The 26845-nt window shown below is 72.0% G+C and carries 14 protein-coding genes and 3 pseudogenes; 4 read left to right on the forward strand and 13 right to left on the reverse strand.

What is annotated here, in order from left to right; translation table 11 throughout:
* A pseudogene (locus Prum_RS13635) lies at nt 1-4896 on the reverse strand (NAD-glutamate dehydrogenase).
* Nucleotides 4897-5036: 140 nt separating this feature from the next.
* Here Prum_RS13635 and Prum_RS13640 point away from each other — a divergent pair.
* Nucleotides 5037-6938 (forward strand): penicillin-binding transpeptidase domain-containing protein, encoded by a 1902-nt coding sequence (locus tag Prum_RS13640; protein ID WP_173076922.1) that lies wholly within the window; start codon nt 5037-5039, stop codon nt 6936-6938.
* 485 nt (nt 6939-7423) lie between these two features.
* On the opposite strand, the pseudogene Prum_RS13645 reads toward Prum_RS13640, so the two are convergent.
* The 11 genes and pseudogenes from Prum_RS13645 to Prum_RS13695 all read right to left on the reverse strand — a co-directional run.
* Nucleotides 7424-8478: pseudogene (locus Prum_RS13645) on the reverse strand (arginase family protein); the annotation flags it as partial.
* Between the two features lie 9 nt (nt 8479-8487).
* On the reverse strand, nt 8488-9381 hold the full coding sequence (locus Prum_RS13650) for a tetratricopeptide repeat protein (protein WP_173076924.1): 894 nt from the start codon (nt 9379-9381) through the stop codon (nt 8488-8490).
* 6 nt (nt 9382-9387) lie between these two features.
* Nucleotides 9388-10182 (reverse strand): hypothetical protein, encoded by a 795-nt coding sequence (locus Prum_RS13655; protein WP_173076925.1) that lies wholly within the window; start codon nt 10180-10182, stop codon nt 9388-9390.
* Nucleotides 10068-12407, reverse strand: coding sequence for an FtsX-like permease family protein (locus Prum_RS13660; RefSeq protein ID WP_173076926.1), 2340 nt, complete (start codon nt 12405-12407; stop codon nt 10068-10070). Before Prum_RS13660 ends, Prum_RS13655 begins: the two co-directional genes overlap by 115 nt.
* Nucleotides 12404-15421 (reverse strand): FtsX-like permease family protein, encoded by a 3018-nt coding sequence (locus tag Prum_RS13665; protein ID WP_173076927.1) that lies wholly within the window; start codon nt 15419-15421, stop codon nt 12404-12406. Before Prum_RS13665 ends, Prum_RS13660 begins: the two co-directional genes overlap by 4 nt.
* Nucleotides 15422-15436: 15 nt before the next feature.
* Nucleotides 15437-16294 (reverse strand): ABC transporter ATP-binding protein, encoded by an 858-nt coding sequence (locus Prum_RS13670; protein WP_173076928.1) that lies wholly within the window; start codon nt 16292-16294, stop codon nt 15437-15439.
* Nucleotides 16295-16363: 69 nt separating this feature from the next.
* Nucleotides 16364-18037, reverse strand: a complete 1674-nt coding sequence (icmA, locus tag Prum_RS13675; protein ID WP_173076929.1) for a coenzyme B12-dependent isobutyryl-CoA mutase large subunit — start codon at nt 18035-18037, stop codon at nt 16364-16366.
* 10 nt (nt 18038-18047) lie between these two features.
* Entirely contained in the window at nt 18048-18710 is a 663-nt protein-coding gene (locus Prum_RS13680) for an Asp23/Gls24 family envelope stress response protein (protein WP_173076930.1), read from the reverse strand.
* Between the two features lie 86 nt (nt 18711-18796).
* Nucleotides 18797-19453, reverse strand: a complete 657-nt coding sequence (locus Prum_RS13685) for an ATP-binding cassette domain-containing protein (RefSeq protein WP_173076931.1) — start codon at nt 19451-19453, stop codon at nt 18797-18799.
* Nucleotides 19454-19527: 74 nt separating this feature from the next.
* Nucleotides 19528-20519: pseudogene (meaB, locus tag Prum_RS13690) on the reverse strand (methylmalonyl Co-A mutase-associated GTPase MeaB).
* Between the two features lie 47 nt (nt 20520-20566).
* Nucleotides 20567-21748, reverse strand: a complete 1182-nt coding sequence (locus Prum_RS13695; protein WP_173076932.1) for an acetyl-CoA C-acetyltransferase — start codon at nt 21746-21748, stop codon at nt 20567-20569.
* A 47-nt stretch (nt 21749-21795) separates the two neighbouring features.
* Here Prum_RS13695 and mce point away from each other — a divergent pair, with 47 nt between their 5' ends.
* Nucleotides 21796-22245 carry a methylmalonyl-CoA epimerase gene (mce, locus tag Prum_RS13700; RefSeq protein WP_173076933.1) on the forward strand — a complete coding sequence of 150 codons (450 nt, stop codon included), beginning with the start codon at nt 21796-21798 and terminating at the stop codon, nt 22243-22245.
* Between the two features lie 79 nt (nt 22246-22324).
* Nucleotides 22325-23680, forward strand: a complete 1356-nt coding sequence (gene ccrA, locus Prum_RS13705) for a crotonyl-CoA carboxylase/reductase (RefSeq protein WP_173076934.1) — start codon at nt 22325-22327, stop codon at nt 23678-23680.
* 7 nt (nt 23681-23687) lie between these two features.
* Here ccrA and Prum_RS13710 read toward each other — a convergent pair whose 3' ends face one another.
* Entirely contained in the window at nt 23688-24836 is a 1149-nt protein-coding gene (locus Prum_RS13710; RefSeq protein ID WP_173076935.1) for a hypothetical protein, read from the reverse strand.
* 584 nt (nt 24837-25420) lie between these two features.
* Here Prum_RS13710 and Prum_RS13715 point away from each other — a divergent pair.
* Nucleotides 25421-26662, forward strand: coding sequence for a DivIVA domain-containing protein (locus Prum_RS13715; protein WP_173076936.1), 1242 nt, complete (start codon nt 25421-25423; stop codon nt 26660-26662).
* The last annotated feature ends 183 nt before the right edge of the window (nt 26663-26845 follow it).

The following is a 26845-nucleotide window of genomic DNA, read 5'->3' on the forward strand; positions in this document are numbered from 1 at the left end:
TCAGCTGGCGGAAGCGGTGCGGACCAGCGTGCGGATCTGGCGCAGGAGCACCGACAGTGGCGCCAGGTCGGCCCGCGAGTCGTCGAACTCACCGATCGCGTTGCGGGTGCGGGCGATCGAGGACGCGTTCGCCTCCTCCCACGTCCGTACCCGTTGCGGCGCCGGCATGCCGGACGGCGTGGAGTTCAGCACCTCCGCGGTGAGCGCGGCCAGGGCCGCGTACAGGTCGTAGCGCAGCGCCATCCGGGCCAGCGTCTGCCACCGGTCCTCGCGCGGCAGCAGCGAGATCTTCGACAGCAGGTCGTCCACCCGGAACTGCTCCGACAGCGCGAAGTACACCTCGGCCACCTCGTCCAGGTCGTGCCCCGCGTGGGTGGCGACCTCGACGACGTCGAGCAGGCCGAACCCGTACACCAACCGGGTCGCCCGGTCGGCGATGTCGTCGGGCAGGCCCTTGGAGGCGAGGCCGTTGGCGTGCGCCCGCAGCGCTTCCCGCTCCGTACCGCGGAAGAGCGTGTCCACTCGGGACAGCAGGTGGGTCACGCCCGGCCGCTGCTTGGCGATCTCGCCCGGAACATCCAATGGGGACCGTCGCGATGAGACCAGCCAGCGCACCGCGCGGTCGAGCAGGCGCCGGCTCTCCAGGTAGAGGAGCGTCTGCACGTCCGTCTGCACCCGGTTGTCCAGCGCCTCGACCGCCACCCACAGCTCGCGCAGCCCGTAGATCTCGCGCACCACGACGTACGCCCGGATGACGTCGGCGGGGACGCGCCGGTCTCCTCGACGGCACGGAACACAAAGGACGTTCCGCCGCGGTTGACCACCTCGTTGACGAGCTGGGTGGCCACGATCTCCCGGCGCAGCCGGTGCCCGGCCATCCGGTCGGCGCACCGCTCGCGCAGCGGCGTCGGGAAGTAGTCGGCCAGCACCTCGGCCGTCCAGTCCTCGTCCAGCAGCGGGTCGGCGAGCAGCTCCCGCTCCAGCGCGATCTTCACGTACGCCAGCAGCACCGCGAACTCCGGCGTGGTCAGCCCGGTGCCGCGCGCCTGCAACTCGTCGTCGCCCGGCAGGGCCTCGATCTCGCGGTCCAGCCCGCCGCGCTTTTCCAGGTCGGCGAGCATCCGCCGGTGCACCGGCAGCAGCGACGCCGCCTGCGCCCGCGCGTTGCCGAGCGCGCACGCCTGGTCGTAGTTGTCGCGCAGCACCAGCTCGGCGACCTCGTCGGTCATCTCGGCCAGCAGGGCATCGCGTTCCGGCAGCGTCATCTCGCCGTCGGTGACCGCGCCGCCGAGCAGGATCTTGATGTTGACCTCGTGGTCGGAGCAGTCCACGCCGGCCGAGTTGTCGATGAAGTCGGTGTAGATGCGCCCACCCCGCAACGCGAACTCCACCCGGCCATGCTGGGTCAGCCCCAGGTTGCCGCCCTCACCCACGACCTTGCAACGCAGCTGGGCGCCGTTGACCCGGATCGCGTCATTGGTCTTGTCACCGACGTCCACATGCGACTCGTCGCTTGCCTTGACGTACGTGCCGATGCCGCCGTTCCACAGTAGATCGACCGGTGCCTGCAGGATGGCCCGCATCAGCTCCGCCGGCGAAAGGGCCTCCACATCCGCGTCGAGGCCAAGCGCCGCGCGCATCTGCGGCGTTATCGCGATGGATTTCAGGGTACGCGGAAACACGCCCCCGCCCGGCGAGATGAGCGCGGGGTCGTAGTCGGCCCACGACGAGCGCGGCAGGTCGAAGAGGCGCTTGCGTTCCACATAGGACGATGCGGCGTCCGGCGCCGGGTCCACGAAGATGTGCCGGTGATCAAAAGCGGCGACGAGACGGATGTGCCGCGACAGCAGCATGCCGTTGCCGAAGACGTCACCGGACATGTCACCGACGCCCACGACGGTGAAGTCCTCGCGTTGCGTGTCGACATCCAGGTCGCGGAAGTGCCGCTTGACGGACTCCCATGCGCCACGGGCGGTGATGCCCATCTTCTTGTGGTCGTAGCCGGCCGAGCCGCCCGAGGCGAACGCGTCGCCGAGCCAGAAGCCGCGCCGCACCGAGATCTCGTTGGCGATGTCGGAGAACGTGGCGGTGCCCTTGTCGGCGGCCACCACGAGGTACGTGTCGTCGCCGTCGTGCCGGACCACGTCGCGCGGCGGGGTCACCTTGCCGGCGACGATGTTGTCGGTGACGTCCAGCAGTGCGCCGATGAAGCGCTGGTAGCAGGCCACCGCCTCGTCCCGGTCGCCGGGCTTCTTCTTCAGCACGAAGCCGCCCTTGGCCCGACCGGCACGATCACGGCGTTCTTCACCATCTGCGCCTTGACCAGGCCGAGCACCTCGGTGCGGAAGTCCTCCCGCCGGTCCGACCAGCGCAGCCCGCCGCGCGCCACCGGCCCGAAGCGCAGGTGCACGCCCTCGAACCGCGGCGAGTACACGAAGATCTCGTACTTCGGGCGGGGCGCCGGCAGCTCCGGGATCGCCTGCGGGTCCAGCTTGAACGCCACGTACGACTTGGGCCGCCCGTCGCTGCCGCGCTGGAAGAACGACGTGCGCAGGGTCGCCTGGATCAGCGTCAGGTACGACCGCAGGATCCGGTCCTGGTCGAGGCTGGCGACGTCGTCGAGCCGCCGCCGGATCTCCTCGATCAGCTCCTTGCTGCTCAGCTCCCGGTCGGCTCCGCTGTCCAGGTGGGGCGAGAAGCGGGCCTCGAAGAGCCGCACCAGCAGCGCCGCGATCCCCGGGTTGTCGATGAACGTGTTCTCCATGTACCGCTGCGAGTAGACCGTGCCGGCCTGGCGCAGGTATTTCGCGTACGCCCGGAGCACCACCACCTGGCGCCAGGTGAGCCCGGCGCGCAGCACCAGCTCGTTGAGGCCGTCGACCTCGGCCTCGCCCGCCAGGCCGCGGCGAACGCGTTCTCCACGTGCGGGCGGACCATGTGCAGCTCCCGGTGCGACTCGGGCAGTTGCAGCCCGAAGTCGTACAGGTAGACGGTGGCGTCGGGGCGGCCGATCTCGTACGGCCGCTCGTCCATGGCCCGTACGCCGAGGGAGTGCAGCACGGGCAGGACCGCGGAGAGGACCATCGGCTCGCCGTACCGGTAAATCTTGAACCGGACCTCGTCGTTGTGCTGCTTGCGGAACAGGTGCATCTCGAGCTGGCCGGGCTCGTCCAGCAGCTCCAGCTTGGCCAGATCCTTGACCGCCTCGTACGGCGCGTGCTGGTCCTTGTAGCCCTCCGGGAACGCCTCTGAGTACCGGTGGTAGAGCTGCTTGGCCTGCTCGTCGCCCAGCTTGCGCTCCAGCACCAGCCGGAAGTCGTCCTCCCAGAGTCGGGTGGCGTCGGCGAGCTGCTCGGCGAGCGCGTCCGCGTCGACCGCACCGGGCGGGTTGCCCGGCTCGGTACGCACGATGAAGTGCACCCGGGCCAGCGTCGACTCGGTCACCCGGGTGGTGTAGTCGACGCCGATGCCGTTCAGCTCGCGCAGCAGGATCTCCTGCATCTTGAGCCTGTTCTGCGTGGTGAACCGGTCTCGGGGCAGGTAGATCAGGCAGGAGATGAACCGGCCGTACCCGTCTCGGCGCAGGAAGAGGCGCAGCTGGCGCCGGCCCGCCATGCGCAACACACCGATGACCGCCTGGTAGAGGTCGTCGGTCTTGATCTGGAAGAGCTCGTCGCGGGGATAGGTCTCCAGGATCTGCAGGAGATCCTTGCCGGAGTGGCTGCGCGGCGAGAGGCCGGAGCGGTCGAGCACCTCCGCGACCTTGCGGCGGACCACCGGCAGGTCGCGCACGCTCGTGCGGTACGCGGCCGTGGAGAACAGGCCCAGGAAGCGCCGCTCGCCGATCACGTCGCCGGCCGCGTCGAAGATCTTGATGCCGATGTAGTCCAGGTAGGCGGACCGGTGGACGGTGGCCCGCGAGTTGGCCTTCGTGATGATCAGGAGCCGCTTTTCCAGCACCTTCTCGTACGCCTCGGGCGTCATCGACGACAGCACCCGCGGTGCCGTCTGGTCCTGGCGCAGGATGCCGAGGCCGGTCCCCATGACCGCTTCCAGCAGCTTCTCGCCGGCGTTCCCGTCGACGAGCTTGTACTCGCGGTACCCCAGGAACGTGAAGTGGTCGTCGGCCAGCCAGCGCAGCAGGTCGACCGAGTCGGTGATGTCCTTCTCCGGCACCGGCGGCCGCTCCGGCGTATTGCGGGTGGCGGCCAGCTCGTCGGCGATGGCGAGCGACCGGCGGCGCATCTTCGGCCAGTCCTCGACCGCCTCGCGCACGTCGGTGAGCACCCGCTGCAGCTCGCGGCGCAGCTGGTCGCGGGCCACCGCGTCGCGTACCGGGTCGACCTCGATGTACATCCAGCTCTCGACGATGTCGCCGTCGATCGCGTCGTCGGCCTCTACCTCGGAGGCGACCTCGGCCAGCTTGCCCAGCGGCTCCCGGCGCACCACGATCTGCGGGTGCACCAGCAGGTGTACGTCGAGGTGGTGCGCGGTCAGCAGCGCGGTCACCGAGTCGACCAGGAACGGCATGTCGTCGGCCACGATCTCGATGACCGTGTGGTGGCCCTGGTTTGTGGCTGGCTCGGTCGGGCCGGGCTCGCTGATCCGCAGCTTCAGCTCTCCCGGCACCCGCTGGTCGGCGAGCTCGCGGTGGCTGCGCGCGGCGCCGAGCATCTCGTCCGCGGTGTACCCGATCAGCTCCTCGTCGGGCGCGAAGCGCCAGAAGCGGTCGACCAGCACGGCGCTGTCGTGGTCGTCGCCGGCGTGCGCGACGGCCTGGGCGACCAGCCGCTCGGTGCTCGGCACGGGTTCGTCGATCTCGACGTCTTCGACCTCGTCGGCGCTTTCGGAGAGTGCGTCCCCCGCCAGGCTGTTGTCGACTGACTGGGTGCCCATGGGCGCACACTCCCCCCTGGGCCCACCACGCTGTGGGCCGTCTTCCGTCCAGCCTAGGCCCTCGCTGAGTACTCCTACCTAGCCGGGATAGGCACGATGTGGGACACCGTCACCGGGTGTGGTCGTACTACCGTCGCGACATGCGTTCCACATACGGGGTAATGAGCGTGGTCCTTGCGGCGGGTGTGCTCACCGCCTGTTCCAGCGGCGATGGACCGGACAAGAGCGTCGACGCGTTCCTGAGCGGATGGCGGTCGGGCAAGCTGGACGCGGTCGGCTTCGTCGACCCCGTCGGGGCGAAGATTCCCGCCGCCGACGTCACGGCCCAGATCAGAGCGCTCTCCGGCGAGTTGGTGGACAACCCGCCCGCGCTCAAGCGCGACGGTGAGCCGAAGGTCACCGAGGACATCGCGACCAGCACGGTAACGGTGGACTGGACGCTCCCGGGTGGCGCGCACTGGACGTACCCGACGACCGTACGCATGAGCAAGGGCAAGGACGACGCCTGGCAGGTGATCTGGGAGCCCAAGGTCGTCCACGAGCAGCTCACCTCCGGTGACTCGTTCGCGATCCGCCGGGAGACGGCGGAGCGGGCCACCATCCTCGACGGTGCCGGCCAGCCGATCGTCGAGTCCCGGGCGGTGGTCACCATCGGCGTCGAGCCGCAGGCGATCAGTGAGGCCGCCGCGCTGACCAAGGACCTCGGCGCGGCGTTCAAGTCGGTCGGCGTGGACGCCGGCCTTTCGGACCTGCCGGCACGGATCAAGGCGGCCAAGCCGGACGCGTTCGTCGAGATCATCACGCTGCGCGAGAACGTTTACCTCAAGATCCGGCAGCGGTTGCAGGACATGCCGGGCACCCGATTCCGCAAGGAGCAGCGCCAACTGGCACCCACGCGGGAGTTCGCCCGCGCGCTGCTGGGCACGGTCGACCCGGTCCTGCGCGAAGACATCGACAAGAATCCCGACAAGTTCGTCGTGGGCGACTTGATCGGGCACGGTGGCCTCCAGGGCAAGTACGACGACCGGCTGCGCGGCACCACCGGGCAGACGGTGGTAATCACCCGAAAGGGACCGGAGAAGACCGAAGACGTCGCCGAGGCGTTCCGCAGCGAGCCCAAGCCGGGCGCGCCCCTGAAGACCACCCTCGACCAGAAGGTGCAGCTCGCCGCCGACAACGCGCTCAAGGGCAACCCTCGACGTACCGCCCTCGTCGCGGTGCGGATCAGCGACGGCGCGGTCCTGGCCGCGGCGAACGGCCCCAACGGCGGCGGGGACAACCTCGCCTTCACCGCATCCGTGCCACCCGGCTCGACGTTCAAGATGATCTCGGCACTTGCCCTGCTCGACAAGGGCGCGGTGAGCCTGGACGGCAAGGTCGACTGCCCGAAGACGGCGACCGTCGACGGCCGCTCCTTCAAGAACTCGCACAACATGGCCCTGGGGAGCGTCCCGTTCCGGGTCGACTTCGCCAAGTCGTGCAACACCGCCTTCATCGGCCTCGCCCCGAAGCTCGGCGACGACGGGCTCGCCGTGGCCGGCCGCTCCGTCGGCCTCGAAGGCGCCTGGGACCTGGGCGTCAACGCGTTCTCCGGCAAGGTCTCCACCGGCGGCTCAGCCGCCGAGCAGGCCGCGGCCGCCTTCGGCCAGGGCACCACGGTGGTCAGCCCGCTCGCGATGGCAGCCGCCACCGCGGCGGTCGCCCGCGGCCAGTGGCAGCAGCCCAAGGTGCTCCTCGACCCGGCCCCAGCCGCGCCTGCCGCCGCCGGGCCCCAGCTCAACGCCGCGTCCGTCGAGGCACTCCGCACGATGATGCGCGAGGTCGTCACGAACGGCACCGCGTCCGCACTGAGCGACGTTCCGGGCAAGCCGGTGTACGGCAAGACCGGCACCGCCGAGTACGACAACAACCCGGAAAACACGCACGCGTGGTGGGTCGGCTGGCAGGACGACATCGCCTTCGCCGTGTTCGTCGAGAAGGGCGGCTCCAGCACCACCGCCTCGGTCCCCATCGCCGAAAAGTTCCTCCGCGGCCTGTCCTGACGCGTGGGAGCCCCAGCTCGGGCGCCGCGCGCGTTCCCTGACCACTCGAACGGAGCCCCATTGCTGCGGTGATCATGAAGCTAGCGTCAAGCCAAGCGCTCTCCCCAACGCCAACCTCATGATCACCGCAGGGCTGGCGCCGATCTAGGAAGAATCGTGGGTATAAATCGGACTCGATACCCACGATTCTTCCTAGATCGATTCGGTCGCCCCACTACCCGGCCTTGGGGGCGCCCTACTCGCGCCGGAGGGGCAGGGGTGCGGGCCGAGCGCATCGCGGGCGCGACGCCGGACCGACCGGTCCACGCCGATCAAGGACTTTCCCGTCGATCAAGGGCAAACGGCCGTGGTTTGGAGATCAAAGCACGACCATATGCCCTTGATCGACGCGGAAAGCCTTGATCGACGGTGCGACGGCGCGACGGCGCGGGAGGGGCAAGGGAGCAAGGGGCGCAAGAGCGGAAGGGGTGGGGTTAGGCGATTTCGGCGGGTGGGGTTGCCTTCTTGGCGCGGGGGCGGAGGCGGCCGGGGCCGGCCTTGGCGGGAGGGCCGAAGGGCTCGAACGCGGGGACGGGGGCCGGCTCGGGGGCGGGGCCGGCTCGGCCACGGGCGACGGGGACGGTGAATCGGCCGTGCGCAGCGGGGAGAGCCCGGCCACCAGCGTGGCGACGATCTCGGCGGCGTACGTGCCGTCCGGGTCGTAGTCGGGGTCGAAGACGGTGATCTCCACGCCGAGGCAGTGCGGCGTGTCCACCAGGCCGGCGAGCAGCAGCTCCAGCTCGGTGAACGCGATGCCGCCCGGGTCGGGCGCGTCCACCGCGGGCATGACGGCCGGGTCGAGCACGTCGACGTCGATGTGCACCCAGTAGCCGGCGCAGTCGCTGAGCTGCTCGCGGGCCCACTGGGCGGTGCGGGCGGCGCCCTCGACGCGCAGCGCCGGCACCGGGCGGGTGATGATGCCGGCGGCCTGCAGGTCGAGGCGGTACTCGTCCTGCGCGCGGATGCCGAGCACCACCACGTCGATGTCGCGGAAGTACGGCCGGCGGCCCTCGATGCCCGCCAGGTCGGCCTGGCCCCGCCCGGTGGCCAGGGCCAGGTCCTCGCCGGCGGCGGCGCCGACGTACGAGGCGTTGCCGGGGTGCCGGAAGTCGGAGTGGCCGTCGACGAAGACCAGCCCGACCTTGCCGCCGATCGATTCGCCGTACCGGTGCATGGCCAGCCCCGAGCCGAGCAGGATCGAGCAGTCGCCGCCGAGCACCACGGGAAACTCGCCGGCCTCGACGATGGCGCCGATCCGGTCGGCCAGCGCCACCGAGTACGCCGCGATCGACTCGGCGTGGCACACCCCGTCGCCGGGGCGCCAGTCCCCCGGGTCGTACCGCGGCGGGGTGAGGCAGCCCGCGTCGCGGGCATCGAGCCGGCCGATCAGGTCGTGGTCGCGCAGTGCGCCAGGCGCCTTCGCGCAGCCCGGGACCGAGGTCTCGGTCGGTGGGCGCAGACCGAGGTTCGACGGTGCGTCGAGGACGGCGAGCCGGCGCATCGGCGGCCGTTAGAAGAGTGCGCTCGCGAGGGCCCGCCGCGCGCTTGCCACTGCCGGATCATCGGGGCCGGCGATGCTGAAGAGCGACAGCAGATGCTTGCGGACCTCCTCACGCTCGTCACCGGCGGTGCGCCGGATCAGGCTGACCAGCCGGGAGTACGCCTTGTCGGCCTGCCCGCTGAGCACTTCGACGTCGGCGGCGAGCAGCTGGGCCGGCACGTCGTCGGGCTTGGCCTGGGCGGTGGCGAGCGCGGTGGCCGGGTTGGCGCCGGCGACCCGCCGGGCGAGGGCCACGTGTGCGAGGCCCGCCTCGGCGGCCGCGTCGGCGGGCGACTCGGCGAGGATCTTCTTGTACGCCCGCTCGGCCGTCTCGAGGTCGCCGGTCATCAGCGCGTCGTCCGCCTCGACGAGGCGCGGGTCTTCCGGGGCTTCCGCGGGCTGCACGCCCCCGGCCTGGAGCACCGCGTCGAGCCACTGGCGCAGCTGGGGCTCGGGCACCACCCCGGCGAACGCGTCGACCGGCTGCCCGCCGACCACGGCGTACACCATCGGGATGCTCTGCACCCGAAACATCTGCGCCAGGCGCTGGTTGCTGTCGACGTCGATCTTGGCGAGCACCCAGGCGCCGCCGCCCTCCACCGCCAGTTTCTCCAGCACCGGAGAGAGCTGCTTGCACGGCTGGCACCACTCGGCCCAGAAGTCAATGATGACGGGAGTGGTGAGCGACCGCTCCAGCACCTCGCTCTGGAATGTGGCCTCGGTGACATCGATCACAGCCACGCCACCGCCACCGTTCTGCGGTGGGGCGGCAGGCGCCGCCGGAGCCGGCGCGGGGGTACGCAGCGCGCTGAGGTCGACCGCGCCGCGGGTAAAGATCGACGGGGTGGTACGTGGGTCGCTCATGGTTCCCTAGTCTCGCACGCGCGACGCGCCGACGGACCAACGCAGCGCGGCCGCTACGCCGACCGCCGCGGTCGCGAATCCGACCGCGGCCAGCACGGCCGGCCACAGCACCGCGGAGGGCGACGGCCAGCTCGGCAACTCCAGCACGATCGCGTCGTCGACGAAGAACGGGAGGTAGTCGCCGGCCAGCCACCAGGCCACGCCCGCGGCGACCGCCCCGGTGACCAAGGCGGCCGTGACGACGGGCAGATACGTCCACAGGCCGGCCCGCCCCACCACCCGAAGCGGCATGCCCTGATGGCGCAGCGCCCGCATGTCCTCCGTACGGCGGCGCCGGTCGACCGCGGCCATCAGCGCGAGCCCACCGAGGGCGAGCAGTACGGCGAAGCCGGCCGCCAGCAGGTGGAACCAGATCGCCAGGGCCGGGGCTCGCCGGTCGAGCATCGCCCGCGCCCGCGCCGTGGTCTGGTCGGCGCTCACCACCAGGCCCCGCTCGGCGAGGCGGGCGGTCACGTCGGCCGGTGCGTCGGGGCTCAGCCACACCTGCGCGCCGGAGAGCCGGGTGCTGCCGAGCGCCGCCCGTTCGGCGTACTCGAGGTCGGCCAGCGCGCCCCGACCACCGAGCCGCGGCAGCGTGGTGACCTGGTCGACCACCTCGAACCTCGGCCGCTCGGCGTCGAGGCCGGTCAGCTTCGTGCTCTCCCGGAGCCGCCCGGCGGCCACCACGGGCAGCGGTACCGGCACGTCGGCCGGCAGCGCCCAGGTGTCCGCCGCGCCGCCGCTGGTGGTGGTGATCGCCAACCCGCCGGCGGTGGCCCGTACCTTGCCGTCTGCCGACCCCCGCCAGCCGCCGGCCGCGGCGAAGTCGGCCGCCGGGACGAGCACCCGGCCGGAGTCGGGGTCGCGCAGCTCCCGGACCACGACGTCGGCGTCGTGCGGGCCGGTGCGGGCGTACACCGCCTCGATGCCCAGCAGCCGGCAGCCGGCGGCGCACCCGTCGGCCGTCCCGGCGTACGTGTGAACCCCGGCCGTGAGCACGCTGAACGAGACCCGGACCGGCTGTCCCCGTCGAGCGGCCGGAGCGTCACCGCGATCCGGAGCTGCCCGCCATCGTGCGGCGGGGTGTCCACCAGCGCGGTGATCCGCTCGCCGCGCAACACGTACGGCTCCGGGGTGGCCGGGCGCAGCAGGGCGGACACCCGCGCCGGGGCGGTGCCGAACTCGGGCCGCCACGTCGCGACCCGGTCCAGCCGGGTGGTGTCGGCGGCCAGTACCGGCGGGTCGTTGACGGTGGCGGGCGGCAGCACGGCCACCGCCATCGCGTACCGCCCCTCGGGGTCGACCTCCCGCACGGCGGTGAGCAGCCGCGCCGCATCGACCGGCAGGACGCTGAGCACGCGGTCGGCGCCGGTCTCCACGGCGGCCCGTTCGGCGCGGGCGCGACCGGCCACGTCGACACCCACGGCGGCGAACCCGAGCAGCGCGACCGCGACCGCCAGCAGCACGAAGAGCCGGTGGCTGCCGGGCCGCCGGGCCAGTTGCAGCGCGCCGAGCGCGATACCGAGCCGGCCGCGGCGCAGCGCGCGCCCGCCGACCCGCGCGGCGAGCGGCATGAGCAGGCGCGCCGCGATCAGCGCGAAGGCGACCGCCACGAGGCTGGGCACGAGCAGCGAGAGCCCCACCAGCTCGCCCTCGAAGCCGCGCAGTTGGAAGACCGCGACCACGGTCAGCACGACGACCGTCGCCTCCACCGCGGTGGACCGCCAGGTGCCCTGCCGGGCCGGCACCCGGCGCAGCAGGTCGGCCACCGGGCTGGCGAGCTGCTGGCGCTGGGCGAGCAACCCGGCCAGCAGCGCCCCGCCGAGGGCGATCCCCGCGTACGGCAGGGCGGCGCCGCTCAGCTCCGCGCCGCCGTCGAACCGGACCCGGGCCACCAGCCACACGGCGGCGGTGCCGGCGACGTACCCGATGGGGGCGCCGGCCAGGATCGCGAGCGTGCTCTCGCCGGCGGTGAGCCACCACCGCACCGGCCGGCGCGCACCCCGCAAAGCAACCAGCCCCAGCTCGTGGCGGCGCCCGGTCGTGCCGTACGCCACCGCGAGGAAGATGACGAACCAGCACAGCCCGACCAGCGGCACGGCGGCCACCGGCACCACCCGCCGGGCCACGGTCTGCGCCTGGTCGACGCGGTCCAGCAGGCCGTCGAGGTCGATGGCCACCTGGGCGAAGAAGCCGGACGAGCCGGTGCCGCCGAGCAGTTCGTCGCGCATGTCGGCCAGGTCGAAGCGGACCTGGTCGAGGTGGTCGGCGTCGAGCGCGCCCAGGCCCGGCACCGCTTCGACCGTCCGGTAGTCCTGCAGGTGCTCCGTCGCGTCGACGGTCTGCCGGTTGACGAACATCGGCTCGCGGTCGCTGTCGCGCGTGCCCAGCGCGAACCAGCCGGTGCGTCCCCAGTAGACCTCGGCCGTGTCCAGCGGCCGGTAGAAACCGACGACGGTCAGCGGGGTCGGCGAGCCGGCGGGCAGGTATCGCCGGGCTTCCTCGCTGTAGCGGGCCGCCTGGACGGTGAGGCCGGCACCCGGCGCCAGCCCCAGCCGGCGCGCGGTCTGCTCGCCGAGCACCGTCTCGCCCGCCGACATCAGGCACCGCCCGGCGACGATCCGCAGGTGGGGGCAGACGTCGGAGCGGAACGTCAGCCACGAGATGTCGGGATCCGGCTCGACGCCGAGCACCGCGAACTGCGCCGAATACACCTGATCGAATCCCTCGACGTCGAGCGCGCGCGGGATGACGGAGTCGAACCCCTCGATGTCGACGGTCTCCTCCGGACCGACGAACGCGGACAGGGAGATGGTGCGCTCGACGCGGTCCGCCTCGGCCACCTCGGTGCCGGCCACCGCCCGGTCGACGGCGTCCAGGTAGACCGGCCCGGCCACCGCGGCGCCCACGGCGAAGACGCTGAGCAGCAGCACGGCCACCGCCTGCGCCTTGCGGGCCGCCAGCATCGACAGGACGAGGGCGATCACGGGCGGCCACCTCCCGACCGGCTCGCGCGTACCAGCTGCGCGGCGGCCACCATGCCGGTCACGCCGACCACCACCAGCGCCCCGAGGCCGGCCAGCACGAGCGGCACCGCCTGCGGGCCGGTGGGCACCGGCAGCACCCGCCAGTCGTCGACGAACACCGGAATCGGCGCCTCCACCAGCGCACCGCCGAGGGCCGCGGCGACCACACCGACGAGCACACCGGCCGCGGCGAGGGCGCCGTAGCCGCCATACCCGATCCAGTGCACCGCCCGCAGCGGAAGGCCCTGGGCCCGGAGGGCGGCCAGCTCAGCCGACCGGTCCGGGCGCTCGACGGCAGCCGCGACGGCCAGCGCGCCGGCGGCCAGCAGCACGCCGATCACGCCGGCGAAGACCTGGAACCGCAGGGCGAGCGGCGGGCCCTGCTGGCCGAACCGGTCCTGCGCCGCAGCGATGGAGTCGGTCGCCAGCACGCCCAGCCCCTGCTCGCGGAGGCGGTCGACCAGGTCGTCCGGGGCGTCCGGGCCGAGCCAGACCTGCGCCTCGTCGCCCAGCCCGGCCGGCGGGGCGACCCGGTCCGCGTACTCCAGGTCGACCAGGTAGGCACGCCCTCCGGCCTTGGGCAGCGCGGCCGCCCCACCGACGAACCGGACCGGCAGCTCGTCACCGCCGAAGAGCGCCAGCCGCGGATCGCCCGGCGCGCCGTCCGCCTGCCGCAGTCCCGCGTACAGCACCGGCAGCGGCACGGGCGTGTCGACGACGTACGCCATGCCCGAACGCACGATGCCGGTGGTCGCGACGTCCGGCGGCGCCGCGATCCGCAGGCCGCCGTCGCGCACCGAGATGGCCGGCCCGAGCGCGTCCTGGCGCACCAGGCCACGCCACCGCGTCGCGTCGGCCACGTCGAGCACCGGCCCCGCCGGCCCGGCCAAGCCGTACACCACGACCGCGGTGCCGGACGGTGGCTCGTCCACCTCACCGTTCGCGGTGGGACGCGCCAGCTCCAGGCCCACCAGCCGGCACCCGCTCTCACCGCCGCAGCCCATCAGCTCCATCGAGTACGCCTTGCGCCCGACCGCCAACGGTCCGAACTGGACAGTCAGCGCCTCGCCGCCGCCGGTCACCAAATGCGTCACCAGCACCAGCGGCGGGGCCGGTCCTTGGGTCGCCACGTCGAGAGTCAGCCGGCCGTCAGCGACCCGCACCGGCGGGGGCGCCGCCGGCCGCAGCCGCTCGGCGAGGTTGGCCGGGCCGTCGCCGTACCCCTGCTGCCAGCTGACCACCCGCGCGAACCGCTCGGAATCGACGGCGAGCACCACGACGCCCGCGCCGTTGCGCACGACGGCGGCCGCGTGCGTGCCGCCGGGGTCGGCGGCGCGGACGGCGGCGAGCAGGTGGGCGCGGCTGCGCGCCTGGACGGTGAGCACGCGGTCGGCCCCGACCTCGTGCGCGGCGCGCTCGGCGCGGGCGCCCGCCCCGACGCTCCACCCGCTCACCGCGGTGGCCAGCAGCGCGACGGCGACCGCGAGCAGCGCGAAGACGCGGTGCGTGCCGGGCCGGCGGGCCAGGTGGGTGGCCGCCATCGCGAGCGGCAGCCGCCCAGCCCGCAGGGCACGGTGGCCGACCCGCACGGCGAGCGGCGCGATCGCCCGGGCGGCGACGAGCCCGACGGCGAGGGCGATCAGGGCAGGCGCCACGAGCACCAGCCCGGACGCCTCGCCCGGCTCGGTGTCGCTGGCGTACGCCTGGTAGACGCCGGCGACCGCGACGACGACCACCACGAGGTCGATCGCGTCGGCCCGCCAGCCGCGCCGGCGGGCGGGCACGTGCCGGAGCAGGTCGATCACGCCGGCCCCGAGCCCGCGCCAGTCCGCGGCCAGGGCGGCGACCAGCGCGCCGAGCACCGCCGCGCCGCCGGCCGCCAGGGACAGCGCGGTGGCCAGGGCGGCGCGGTCGGGGTCGACGTCACCGAGGAGGCGCGCCAAGCCCAGCCCGCCGGCGGCGCCGACCACCGCACCGGCGAGCATCGGCAGCACGCTCTGCTGGAAGACGAGGGCCCACACCCGCCACCAGGCCCCGCCGCGCAGCTTGAGCAGCCCGATGTCGGGGCGGCGCTGCTCGGCGCTGTGCCGTACGGCGAAGAACAGCGCGAACCAGCACAGCACCAGCAGCTCCACCGCGGCGACCCCGACCCCGAGGTTGACCAGGCGCTGCTCGCGCTCCACCCGCTCGGTCAGGGTGGCCACCCGGCTCTCCACCCGCCACACGCCGGCGGCCCGGTCCTGCTGCCGGTCGACCTCGGCGGCCAGGTCGTAGCCGTCGATGCCCAGGTACGCCCGCGGCGGCACCACGAGGTGGTATTCGGCGAACAGCTCCGCGGCCGCGGTCGACACGAGCGTCTCGGTGTTGGCGAGGAGCACGTCGCCCGCGCCGGTGGCCGCGTCGGTGCCGCTGACCCGGCCGAGCACGCTGCCCTGCCAGTACGGCCCGAGCGGGTCGATCAGCTCGTAAAGGCCCGCGACCCGCAGCTGGATCGCCGCCTTGCCCGGGATCTCGAAGCGCACCGGGTCGCCGACCTCCAGCCGCAGCCGCGCCGCCATCCGCCGGCTGATCAGCACCTCGCCCGCGCTGTCGGGGCAGTCGCCGTCGAGCGCGACGTGCGCACACATCTCGTCGCGGGTCCCGAGGATCACCGGCGCGTCCGGACCCGCGCCGATGACGCGCCCCACCACCCGGATCGACGCGATGCCGCTGGCCCCCGGCACGGACGCGATCCGGCCGGCCTCGGCGCGTACCGTGCTCAGCGCGTCGGGCTCGGGCGCCACCCGCCCGGTGACCAGCACGATCCGCTGCACGGCCGGGGCGCTCGCCACGTCGGCGAGGGCGACCGACCGGGCCGCGGACACCACGTACGCCGGGGCGGCGGTCGCGGCCAGGACAGCGAGCGCGGTCAGGAGGAAGAGCGTGGCGGCCTGCGCTCGGCGCGACCGGATCGCGCCAAGCACCACCCGAAGCATGCGCAGACCCTAGCGTCAGATCACTGGGGCTGTGGGGGTGCCGCCAACGACCAGGGTCACTGAACCGTCCACGTGGTCGACGGTGAAGAGGGTGCCGGGCGGGAACGCGCCCAGCACCTCGGGCGGCAGTTGCACCGTGCCGTCGCCGGCCACCACGGCGAAGTCCTGGCCGTCCCGCCCCTCGGCGCCCACCCGGCCGTCGCGGATCGTCACCGCGCGGCCCAGCCGGGCGCCGACCTCCGCGTCGTGGGTGACCACCACGATCGTGGTGCCGCGCTCCGCGTTCACCGTCTCCAGCGCGGCGAGCACCTCGTCGCGGCCGTGCGTGTCGAGCTGGCTGGTGGGCTCGTCGACGAGCAGCAGCCCCGGCGAGGCCGCGATGCCGACCGCGAGCGCCGCCCGCTGGCGGGCGCCCGGCGGCAGGTCGTCGATCCGGGCGCTGGCCTTGCCACGCAGCCCGACCAGGTCGAGGATCCGCTCCGGATCGTCCAGCTCGATGCCGGCGGTGCTGGCCGCGCGGCGCTGGGCCAGCCAGACGTTGCGGTGCAGCGTGGCGTACGGCAGCAGGTTGCGCGCGGCCCCCTGCAACACCACGCCGATCTCGGTGCCGCGCAGCCGGGAGATCTCGGCGTCGGTCAGCTTGCCCAGGTCGTACGTGCCGACGCTGACCCGGCCGGCGGACGGGCGCATGAGCCCGCCGAGCAGCGCCACCAGTGTCGACTTGCCGGAGCCGGACGGGCCCACCAGCGCCAGCATCTCGCCGGGGTTGATGGAAAGGTCGACTCCGGACAGCGCCACCACGTCGCCCGCCTCGGCCCGGTAGATGTGCACCACCCGCCGGCACGCCACCGCCAGTCCACTCACGGGCTTCATTAAACCCCATGCAAGGAAGGGCCCCTTGTTATCGCTTTTTGCATAACAAGGGGCCCTTCCTTGCAAGATCTAGAAGCGGGCGGGCTCTCGGTAGACGCCCCACTCGCGGCGCAGGGCGTCGCAGATCTCGCCGAGGGTCGCCTCGGCGCGGGCCGCGTCGAGCATCGCGGGGATCATGTTCTCCTCGGCTCGGGCCGCCGCCACCAGCCGGCCCAGCGCCGCGTCCACCCGGGACCGGTCCCGCGCGGCCCGCCGGGTGGCCAGCAGCCGGCGCTGCTCGACCTCCACCTCCTGCGAGACGCGCAGGATCTCCAGCGGCTTGCTGACCGTGCCGAGGTGCCGGGTCACGCCGACGACGTGCTTCGACCCGTCCTCCAGCGCCAACTGGTACGCGAACGCCGCCTCCGCGATCTGCCCCGTGAACCAGCCGTCCTCGATGCCGCGCAGGATCCCCGACGTGACCGTGCCGTCGGAGCCCATCGCCGTGATCCGGGCGAAGATCTCCTCGGCCTCCGCCTCCAGCTTGTCGGTGAGCGCCTCGACGTACCAGGAGCCGCCCAGCGGGTCGGCCACGTTGGTCACGCCGGTCTCCTCCATCAGCACCTGCTGGGTACGCAGGGCGATCTCGGCCGACTCGTCGGTGGGCAGCGCGAGCGTCTCGTCGAGGGCGTTGGTGTGCAGCGAGTTCGTGCCGCCGAGCACGGCCGCGAGGGCCTCCACGGCGGTGCGTACGACGTTGTTGACCGGCTGCTGCGCGGTCAGCGACACCCCGGCCGTCTGGGTGTGGAAGCGCAGCCACAGCGCGCGCTCGTCGGTCGCCCCGTACACGTCGCGCAGCCAGCGGGCCCAGATCCGCCGCGCGGCGCGAAACTTGGCGATCTCCTCGAAGAAGTCCAGGTGCGCGTCGAAGAAGAACGACAGCCCCGGCGCGAACGCGTTGACGTCCAGCCCGCGGGAGAGCCCCAACTCGACGTACCCGAAGCCGTCGGCCAGGGTGTAGGCCAGCTCCTGCGCGGCGGTCGACCCGGCCTCCCGGATGTGGTAGCCGGACACCGACAGCGGCTTGTAGCGGGGGATCTCGCGCGCGCAGTACTCCATCAGGTCGCCGATGAGGCGCAGGTGCGGCTCGGGGTCGAAGAGCCACTCCTTCTGCGCGATGTACTCCTTGAAGATGTCGGTCTGCAGCGTGCCGTCCAGTGTGGACACGTCGGCGCCCTGCCGCTCCGCGGCGACCAGGTACATGCAGAAGATCGGCACGGCCGGGCCGGAGATGGTCATGCTGGTGGTCGTGCCGGCGAGGTCGATGCCGTCGAAGAGGACGTCCATGTCGGCGGCCGAGTCGATGGCCACGCCGCAGTGCCCCACCTCGCCGAGCGCCTGCGGGTCGTCGGAGTCGCGCCCCATCAGCGTCGGCATGTCGAACGCCACCGACAGCCCGCCGCCGCCCGCGCCGAGGATCATCTTGTAGCGCTCGTTGGTCTGCCGGGCGTTGCCGAAGCCGGCGAACTGCCGGATCGTCCAGGTCCGCCCGCGATAGCCGGTCGGATAAAGCCCCCGGGTGTACGGGTACTCGCCCGGCCAGCCGACCCGCTCGAACCCGGGCACGTCGGCACCGGGCGGTGGACCGTAGACCGGTTCCACCGCCATCCCCGAAAGCGTCGTGAAGTCCGCGTCGCGCTTGCGCGCCGCGTCGTACCGGGCCTGCCAGCGAGCGCGGCCGGCCGCGATGCCGTCGGCGTCCATGCCGCCGAGATTACGCCGAGTAGCCGGCCGCCCGCGCCTCGTCGCCGCTGACCGGGCCGCTGTCCTCCACGTGTACGTCGTCCACCCGGATGTTCACCTCGGTCACCTCGAGCCCGAGCAGGTTCTCCACCGAGCCGATCACCTTGGCGCGCACCTTCTCGGTCACCGAGTGCACGACGAAGCCGTACTCGATGACGAGGGTGATGTTGATGGCCGCGCTGCGGCCCTCCAGCCGGACGGACATGCCGCGGTCCGCGTCGTCGTCGGCGTCGCCGAGGCCGATCCGCTCCTTGACGTTCGCGAAGAAGCGCGCCACGTCGCCGCCCAGGTCGTAGACGCCCGGGACTTCGCGGACGGCGATGCCCGCGATCTTCTCGACCACCTCGTCCGCGATGGACGTCGTGCCCCGCTCGGCGGCCAACTCGGCGTTGTTGCGCAGCCGGTCGACCACCTGCGAGGCGACCCGCCCGGAGGCCGCGGCGGCCCGCTCGACCGCGTCGCTCACCTGCTCGATCGTGCCGTTCACGGCCCCAATCGCGCCGTTCGCGGTGCCCATCGCATCATTCGCGGTCCCTATCGCGTCGTTCGCGGCCTCTGGAGCCGGCGCCTCGGAAACCTCTTCGACGGCCTCTTCCTGGCGCTGGGTAGGCACCTGAGCCGCTACGTCGGTCATGACATCTCCCCCTGGTCTGGCAGCAGGCCAACGGCCGGAGCGTACCCGGCGCGGGCGAACGCGGGGAGGGGCGTTACCGGCCGTGATCAGCCGCGTACCAGGTCGGCGCGGCCGTCGAGCAGGTGCAGCTCCGCGTCGCACGCGGCCGCCGCCTCCGGGTCATGCGTCGCGAACACCACCGCCGCGCCCCGCTCGGCCTCCGCGCGCAGCAGATCGAGTACGCGCTGCCGATTGGCCGCGTCCAGCTCGCTCGTCACCTCGTCGGCCAGCAGCACGTCACCGGTGAGCGCCAGCCCGCGCGCGATCGCCGTACGCTGCTGCTGGCCGCCGGACAGCTCCTCGACGAGCTGATCCGTCTGCCCGGTCAGGCCCAGCCGCTCCAGCGACTCCGCGGTCAGGCGCCGCGCGTCGGGTGGCGACACGCCGGTCGCGATGAGGGCCACCTGAAGGTTCTCGCCGGCGGTCAGGATCGCGGCGAGCCCGTTGTCCTGCGGCACGAGCACGACGCCGCGCGCGACCGCGTGGTCCCGGTCGCGCAGCGCCTCGCCACCGACCGTGACCGCGCCGGCCGCGGGCGCGAGCAGGCCGGCCATCGCCCACAGCAGCGTCGTCTTGCCCGCACCGGACGGACCGGTCACCGCCAGCACCCGTCCCGGTGCCGCCGTCACCGACACATCGCGCAGTACCGGCTCATTCCGCCCGTACGCCACCGAAAGCCGATCAACGATCACCGTCCCGCCCACGGCGCAGACCCTAACCCCTCCAACGTGATCAGGGCGTCCCTCACGTTGCTGGAGCAGCTTGAGGGACGCCTTGATCACGGAAGGTTGGCTACCAACTGGGCGGCGGCGGTGTAGGGGTCGAGGGTGCCTGCTGCGACGCGGGCGGCGAGGTCGCTCAACGCCGTACCGTTGCGTAGGGAGCCGATCTGGTCGCGGAGGGTGCCGAGCGCGATGGCCTCGACCTCCGCCGCGGCCCGCGCTTCGCGGCGGCGCCGCAGTTCGCCGTGCTCGACCAGCCAGCCACGGTGCTTGTCGATCGCCGCGACGATGTCGTCGATGCCCTCCCCGCGCACGGCCACGGCCCGCACCACCTGCGGCCGCCAGCCGCCGGGGGCGCGCTCGCCGAGGCCGATCATGCCCTGGATGTCGCGGTACGTCGCGTCGGCGCCGTCGCGGTCCGCCTTGTTGACCACGAACACGTCGGCGATCTCGAGGATGCCGGCCTTGACCGCCTGGATCGCGTCGCCCATGCCGGGCGCGAGCAGGACGAGCGTGGTGTCGGCCAGCGACGCGACCTCGACCTCGGCCTGGCCGACTCCCACGGTCTCCACGAGTACGACGTCGCAGCCGGCCCCCTCCAGCACGCGTACGGCCTGGGGCGTCGCCGCCGCGAGCCCGCCGAGGTGGCCGCGGCTCGACATCGACCGGATGTAGACGCCGGAGTCGGTGGCGTGGTCCTGCATGCGTACCCGGTCGCCGAGGATCGCCCCGCCGGTGAACGGGCTGGACGGGTCGACGGCCAGTACGCCCACCCGGTGGCCGCGTGCCCGCAGCGCCCGGACCAGTTCGTTGGTGGTGGTCGACTTGCCCACGCCGGGCGACCCGGTCAGCCCGATCACCTGTGCCGCACCGGTGTGCGGGGCGAGCGCCGCCGCGATCGCCGGCAACAGCTCGTCCCCGACTCCACGAGCGTGATCAGCCGCGCCACGGCACGCGCGTCCCCCTCCCGCGCGCCACCGACGAGCCCTGCGATATCCCTACTCCGCCTCACGCCAAACCCGCCGATCTTGGAGTTATCAGGTTCCATATCGGACAACTCGACATGACAAGTCCAAGATCGACGAAATCAGAGGGCTAGGGGACCTTGATGATGAGCGCGTCGCCCTGGCCGCCGCCGCCGCATAGGGCGGCGGCGCCTACGCCGCCGCCTCTGCGCTTCAGCTCCAGGGCGAGGGTTAGGACTAGGCGGGCGCCGGACATGCCGATCGGGTGGCCCAGGGCTATGGCGCCGCCGTTGACGTTCACGATCTCGGGGGTCACGCCCAGCTGTCGGGTGGAGACGATGCCTACCTGGGCGAACGCCTCGTTGATCTCGATGAGGTCGAGGTCGGCGACGGTCAGGCTGGACTTCTTGAGCGCGTGCTCGATGGCGTTGGCCGGCTGGGCGTGCAGCGAGTTGTCCGGCCCGGCCACGTTGCCGTGGGCGCCGATCTCGGCGAGCCAGGTCAGGCCCAGCTCCTCGGCCTTCGCCTTGCTCATCACGACGACCGCGGCCGCCCCGTCCGAGATCGGCGAGGAGGTGCCGGCGGTGATCGTGCCGTCCTTGGTGAACGCCGGACGCAGCTTGGCCAGCGAATCGGCCGTGGTGTCCGGGCGGATGCCCTCGTCCTCGGCGATCACGATGGGCTCGCCGCGCCGCTGCGGCACCGACACCGGGGCGATCTCCTCGGCGAACGCGCCGTTCTTCTGCGCGGCCGCGGCCCGCTGGTGGCTGGCCGCGGCGAACGCGTCCTGCTCCTCCCGGGTGATGCCGTGCCGTACGCCGTGCCGCTCCGTCGACTCGCCCATCGAGCAGCAGTCCCACACGTCGGTGAGCCCGTCGAGCGCCATGTGGTCCTTGATGACGACGTCGCCGTACTTGTAGCCTTGGCGCTGGCCCACGAGCAGGTGCGGTGCGCTGGTCATGGACTCCATGCCGCCGGCTACCACGATGTCGAACTCACCCGCCCGGATGAGCTGGTCGGCAAGCGCGATCGCGTCGAGGCCGGACAGGCAGACCTTGTTGATGGTCAGGGCGGGCACGGACATCGGGATGCCGGCGTTCACCGCCGCCTGCCGGGCCGGGATCTGACCGGCGCCGGCCTGGAGCACCTGGCCCATGATGACGTACTGCACCTGCTCGGGCGCGACGCCGGCCCGCTCCAGCGCCGCCTTGATGGCGAAGCCGCCGAGCGCCGTCGCCGGGAAGTCCTTGAGGTTGCCAAGGAGCCGCCCCATGGGGGTACGCGCACCCGCGACGATCACCGAGCCCGACATGCCGGCCTCCCGAGCTACTGAACGGTTATTTAGTGCAGACTAGCGCCATGGAGGACCTCTCTTCTGCGGACTATGTCACAGGCATCGGCATCGTCCGCATCGACCACGTCGGCGTGGCCGTCGCCGATCTGGACGCCGCGATCGAGTTCTACGGGCGCGTCTTCGGGATGCGCTGCGTGCACCGGGAGACCAACGAGGAGCAGGGGGTCGAGGAGGCGATGCTCGCCGTCGGCCCGACCGAGGAGGGTGGTCAGATCCAGCTCCTGGCGCCGCTGTCCGCGGCGTCCACGATCGCCAAATTCCTCGACCGGAACGGCCCGGGGGTGCAGCAGGTGGCGTACACGGTGACCGACGTGGAGGCCGCGAGCGCCGCGCTGCGCGAGCGCGGCATGCGCCTGCTCTACGACGCCCCGCGGCGTGGCACGGGCGGCTCCCGGATCAACTTCGTGCACCCCAAGGACGCCGGCGGGGTACTGGTGGAGCTGGTCGAACACTGATCAATGGAGTTCTTCACAAAACGGTTCCGCACCCAAGCTACCGTTAAGTAACCTGCGCCACACACAGGAGGTGGGTGCAGTGCAGAAGATCCTCGAAACGATCATGGCGGCGGAGGGCTCCGGCGACCCGGGGCGGGAGCTGGCGGGCGTGGCCGACCTGCCGGTCCCGGACAGCTACCGGGGCGTGGTGGTGCGCGCGGACGAGACCGCGATGTTCGACGGGATGGCCACCCGCGACAAGGACCCGCGCAAGTCGCTGCACGTCCAGGAGGTGCCCACCCCGGAGCTGGGCCCCGGCGAGGCGCTCGTCGCCGTGATGGCCAGCGCGATCAACTACAACACGGTGTGGACGAGCATCTTCGAGCCGCTGTCGACGTTCAAGTTCCTCAAGAAGTACGGCCGGCTCTCCGAGCTCACCCGGCGGCATGACCTGCCGTACCACGTCGTGGGGTCGGACGCGGCCGGCGTCGTGCTGCGGACCGGGCCCGGCGTGACCCGGTGGAAGGCCGGCGACGAGGTGGTCGCGCACTGCCTCTCGGTGGAGCTGGAGGACGCCGCCGGCCACGACGACACGATGCTCGACCCGCAGCAGCGCATCTGGGGCTTCGAGACCAACTTCGGCGGCCTCGCCGAGCTGGCCGTCGTCAAGGCCAACCAGCTCATGCCCAAGCCACGCCACCTCAGCTGGGAAGAGGCGGCCAGCCCGGGGCTGGTCAACTCCACCGCGTACCGGCAGCTGGTCTCGCACCACGGCGCGAACATGAAGCAGGGCGACGTCGTGCTGATCTGGGGTGCCTCCGGCGGGCTCGGCGGGTACGCCACGCAGCTCGCGCTGAACGGCGGCGCCATCCCGGTGTGTGTGGTGTCCTCACCGGAGAAGGCGGAGCTGTGCCGGCGGATGGGCGCCGACCTGGTCATCGACCGCGCCGCCGAGGGCTATCGCTTCTGGAAGGACGAGCACACCCAGGACACCGACGAGTGGCGGCGCTTCGGCGAACGGGTCCGGGAGCTGACCGGCGGCGACGACCCGGACATCGTCTTCGAACACCCGGGCCGGGAGACGTTCGGCGTGAGCGTGTACGTCGCCAAGCGCGGCGGCACGATCGTCACCTGCGCGTCGACCAGCGGCTTTATGCACCAGTACGACAACCGGTACCTCTGGATGAACCTCAAGCGCATCGTCGGCAGCCACTTCGCCAACTACCGCGAGGCGTGGGAGGCGAACCGTCTGATCGCGCTCGGCCGGATCCACCCCACGGTGTCGCGCACCTACGCCCTGGAGCAGACCGGCCAGGCCGCGTACGAGGTGCACCGCAACGCCCACCAAGGGAAGGTCGGCGTGCGCTGCCTCGCGCCGGAAGACGGACTGGGTGTCCGCGACCCAGCTCTCCGCTCCCGGCACGAGGCAGCCATCAACCGCTTCCGCGGGCACTAGCGGCCGGCTAGTCGCACCCCAGCCCGCGGCCGGTCGCGGTCACCCGGTAGTTGCCGTCGATGTCGACGACCTTGTTGTTGGACCAGGCGACTCCGCCGCAGTCACTGTCCGATGGGCCGTAGTCCCATGCCTCATCGACGATGAGGTTGCCGCTGAACGTATATCCGTTGCCGTACATCCGTGCGGTGTATCCGCCGCCGGCCAACAGGTTGTCGGTGATCTTCGCACCCTTCGATCCGTCGGAGAAGAAGATCGGCGACGTGCCGTCGACAAGGTTGCGTTGATCGATTGTGTTGTGCCGGATGACCACATTGGAGCCGCCACCGTAGCCCTGCACACCGTCGGAGTGGAATCCGCGTTCGGCGCAAATCTTGGCGTACGAGTCCTGAACGAGAATGTTGTTTCCCGAGTTGCGGAACGCGTCGCCGAAGTTGCGTACCAGCACCCGCGTGGCCGTGTAGTCGCGATGCCCCACCGCGTACTCCTGGTCACATCCGCTGGGCTTGCCGAGCGTACTGTCCGTGATCGTGAAGCTGTGTGCCGTGTTGGTGTGCGAGCCACCCGCGTACCGGATGCCGCCGTAGATCTCGCTGTTCTTGACCTCGACGTCCGGTGCCGCGATGTACAGCTGTCCGGTGATCCGCTTGCCGCTCACGACCTCGCCGGCCTTCGATGCGGTGTAGCTGCCGTTGATCGTGGTGAGGCTGGTCCCGGCCGGTACGCCGGTGCAGGCCGGCGTCGGGTACGCCGGTAGCGGGCACTTCCCGCCGCCCGATGGCGGCTCGGGCGCGCCCGTGGTGGGCGCGGGTGCCGGCTTGGCTGTGGGCGTGGGCGTGGGTGTGGGCTTGGTGGTCGGCGTGGGCGCCGGACCGCCACCCTGGTTACTCACCGTGAACGCCGCCCAGGCGTTCACTTTCTCGCCGCCGGTCAGGGTGATCTCGGCGAAGATGACGTGGTTGCCGTCCGCGACCGTGGTGGTGTCGAACGCGTTGGCCGACCCGTCGGCCGCCCCACCCGCGAAGTCGAAGGGCCGCTGCCGCTCGATCCGCAGCGCGGTCCGAGCGGGGTCGTCGAGCCAGAACGTGGCCGCGGCGACGCCCTCACCCGCCGCAGTCACATAGATCTTTCCGCGCGCCACCGTCCTGTTCAGCGGCACCGCGCCCGTCCGATCCGGACGGAGGCTGGTGTAAAGACCGAGCGAAGCCTCATCGGGCGCCGTCGCATCCGGCGAGACCGACGCGCGCGCGACACCTACCGTCACCAATCCCGCCACCACAACGGCTATCGGCAGGAACAACATGAGGGGGTTTCGACGGAGCCGGTTTCTCCTTGTTTGCACCGCAGCATCCTTCCGCAAGAATGCGAATCTCCTGTCGGATTCACATTCAATAGGGTTGCGTTGGCGACACGCCGACATGGCGGATCACCACCGGACCGGAGTCAACGCGCGGTACGCAGGGGTGTCAACCGAAACGGGCTATCGCGGCACAATGCATTAAGGGCTCTTTAAGTGAACGGCTCAATTGTCATCGATATTCACGATGCGAAAGAGTCGACCAAGGGTCAGGAATCGGCCATACCCACGGCCACACGGACCGCCGAACCGACATTGGATCAAGCTCGGCGTGGCCGGCTGGTGCGAATCGCCACAAAGCCACACAAAGTTGACCTTGACAAGCGTGGGCGACATGGACCCTTACGCTCTTGCGTAGCCCCCGGTGGGTCTGCCAGTATGTCCCAATGCCCCAGCAGCAGCAGTCCTCCCTCGCGTTCTTCGAAAACGCGAACTCACAACATGACTTCACCGTCGTCCTTCGGGGATACGACCGTGGGCAGGTCGACGACTTCGTCGGCCGGCTCAGCGCCGCACTGACTCAGTCCGAGCAGGCCCGTGGCGAGGCCGAGCAGCGCATGAACGACGCGCAGCGCCGCCTCCGCCAAGCCGAGCAGCGCCTCAACTCGGTGGAGCAGAAGCTCACCGACACAAACAAGCAGCTCGAAGAGAACAGCCGGCCGACGCTTTCGGGTCTGGGCACCCGCGTCGAGCAGATCCTGCGGCTGGCCGAAGAGCAGGCCAACGACCACCGTGGCGAGGCCAAGCGCGAGTCGGAGGGCATTCTGTCCGCCGCGCGCCTGGAGGCCCGCGAGATCACCGACAAGGCTCGCGCCGAGGCCGCCGCCATGAAGGCCACCGCCGAGCGCGAGGCCGGCCAGGTCCGCACCGCCTCCGAGCGCGAGGCCGCGGAGGTACGGGTGCAGGCCCGTCGCGAGGCCGACACGCTGCGTGCCGACGCCGACCGCGAGACGAAGCAGCTGCGTACCGTCACCGCGCACGAGGTGGCCGAGCTGAAGTCCACCGTGGAGCGTGAGGTCGCCACCCTGCGCGCCACCGCCGAGCGGGAGATCACCCAGCTGCGCGCGAAGGCGGCCCGCGAGGCCGAGGAGAAGCGTGCCGAGGCGACCAAGCTGCTGACCGACGCGCGCGACAAGCGCGACAAGGACCTGCAGGCCCTGGCCCTGGAGCTCGCCGAGCGCCGGGAGAAGTCGGAGCGCGAGGAGTCCGAGCGGCACGCCGCCCAGGTCGCCCAGACGCAGAAGCTGGTCGCCGAGGCCGAGGAGCGCGCCCGCGCCGCCGAAGACCGCGCCAAGGAGATCGAGCAGCGCGCCGAGGCCCGCCGGGTCGAGTCCGAGCGCAACGCCACCGAGACCATCGACAAGGCCAAGGCGCTGTCGGAAAAGACCCTCAACGAAGCCCGCGCCGAGTCGCACCGCCTGGTCAGCGAGGCCCGCACCGAGGCCGAGCTCACCACTCAGGCCGCGCGCCGGGAGGTCGAAGACCTCACCCGTCAAAAGGACGCGGTCACCGCGCAGCTCGGGCAGATGCTGTCCGGCCTCGCGGGCATCGTCCCCACCGCCCCGCCGGCCGCCAAGCCGGACGACAAGGCGGGCAAGGGCGAGGGCGACCGGGTAAACGCGGGCTAGGCGGGCCGACCGGCTCACCGCTGCACGGGAGTTGCCGGATCGCGGGGCAGATGCGACCGACCGCAGGCCGTACCGGATCACCGGTACGGCCTGCGTTGGCGTGCCCCGCGCGGTCCCCCTATACAGCCTGGCATCCGCCGAATGGTGTGTATCCAGGCGACATTCAGCCGAGCGTGTGAGGAT

It is taken from the genome of Phytohabitans rumicis, from assembly GCF_011764445.1.
In the GTDB taxonomy this organism is placed as follows: domain Bacteria; phylum Actinomycetota; class Actinomycetes; order Mycobacteriales; family Micromonosporaceae; genus Phytohabitans; species Phytohabitans rumicis.

What these genes read in the sequence shown, in the direction of transcription:
- Prum_RS13640 (WP_173076922.1), top strand. Translation starts at nt 5,037, where the DNA reads ATGCGTTCCACATACGGGGTAATGAGCGTGGTCCTTGCGGCGGGTGTG.
- Prum_RS13650 (WP_173076924.1), bottom strand. Translation starts at nt 9,381, where the DNA reads ATGAGCGACCCACGTACCACCCCGTCGATCTTTACCCGCGGCGCGGTC.
- Prum_RS13665 (WP_173076927.1), bottom strand. Translation starts at nt 15,421, where the DNA reads ATGCTTCGGGTGGTGCTTGGCGCGATCCGGTCGCGCCGAGCGCAGGCC.
- Prum_RS13670 (WP_173076928.1), bottom strand. Translation starts at nt 16,294, where the DNA reads ATGAAGCCCGTGAGTGGACTGGCGGTGGCGTGCCGGCGGGTGGTGCAC.
- icmA (WP_173076929.1), bottom strand. Translation starts at nt 18,037, where the DNA reads ATGGACGCCGACGGCATCGCGGCCGGCCGCGCTCGCTGGCAGGCCCGG.
- Prum_RS13680 (WP_173076930.1), bottom strand. Translation starts at nt 18,710, where the DNA reads ATGACCGACGTAGCGGCTCAGGTGCCTACCCAGCGCCAGGAAGAGGCC.
- Prum_RS13695 (WP_173076932.1), bottom strand. Translation starts at nt 21,748, where the DNA reads ATGTCGGGCTCGGTGATCGTCGCGGGTGCGCGTACCCCCATGGGGCGG.
- mce (WP_173076933.1), top strand. Translation starts at nt 21,796, where the DNA reads ATGGAGGACCTCTCTTCTGCGGACTATGTCACAGGCATCGGCATCGTC.
- Prum_RS13715 (WP_173076936.1), top strand. Translation starts at nt 25,421, where the DNA reads ATGCCCCAGCAGCAGCAGTCCTCCCTCGCGTTCTTCGAAAACGCGAAC.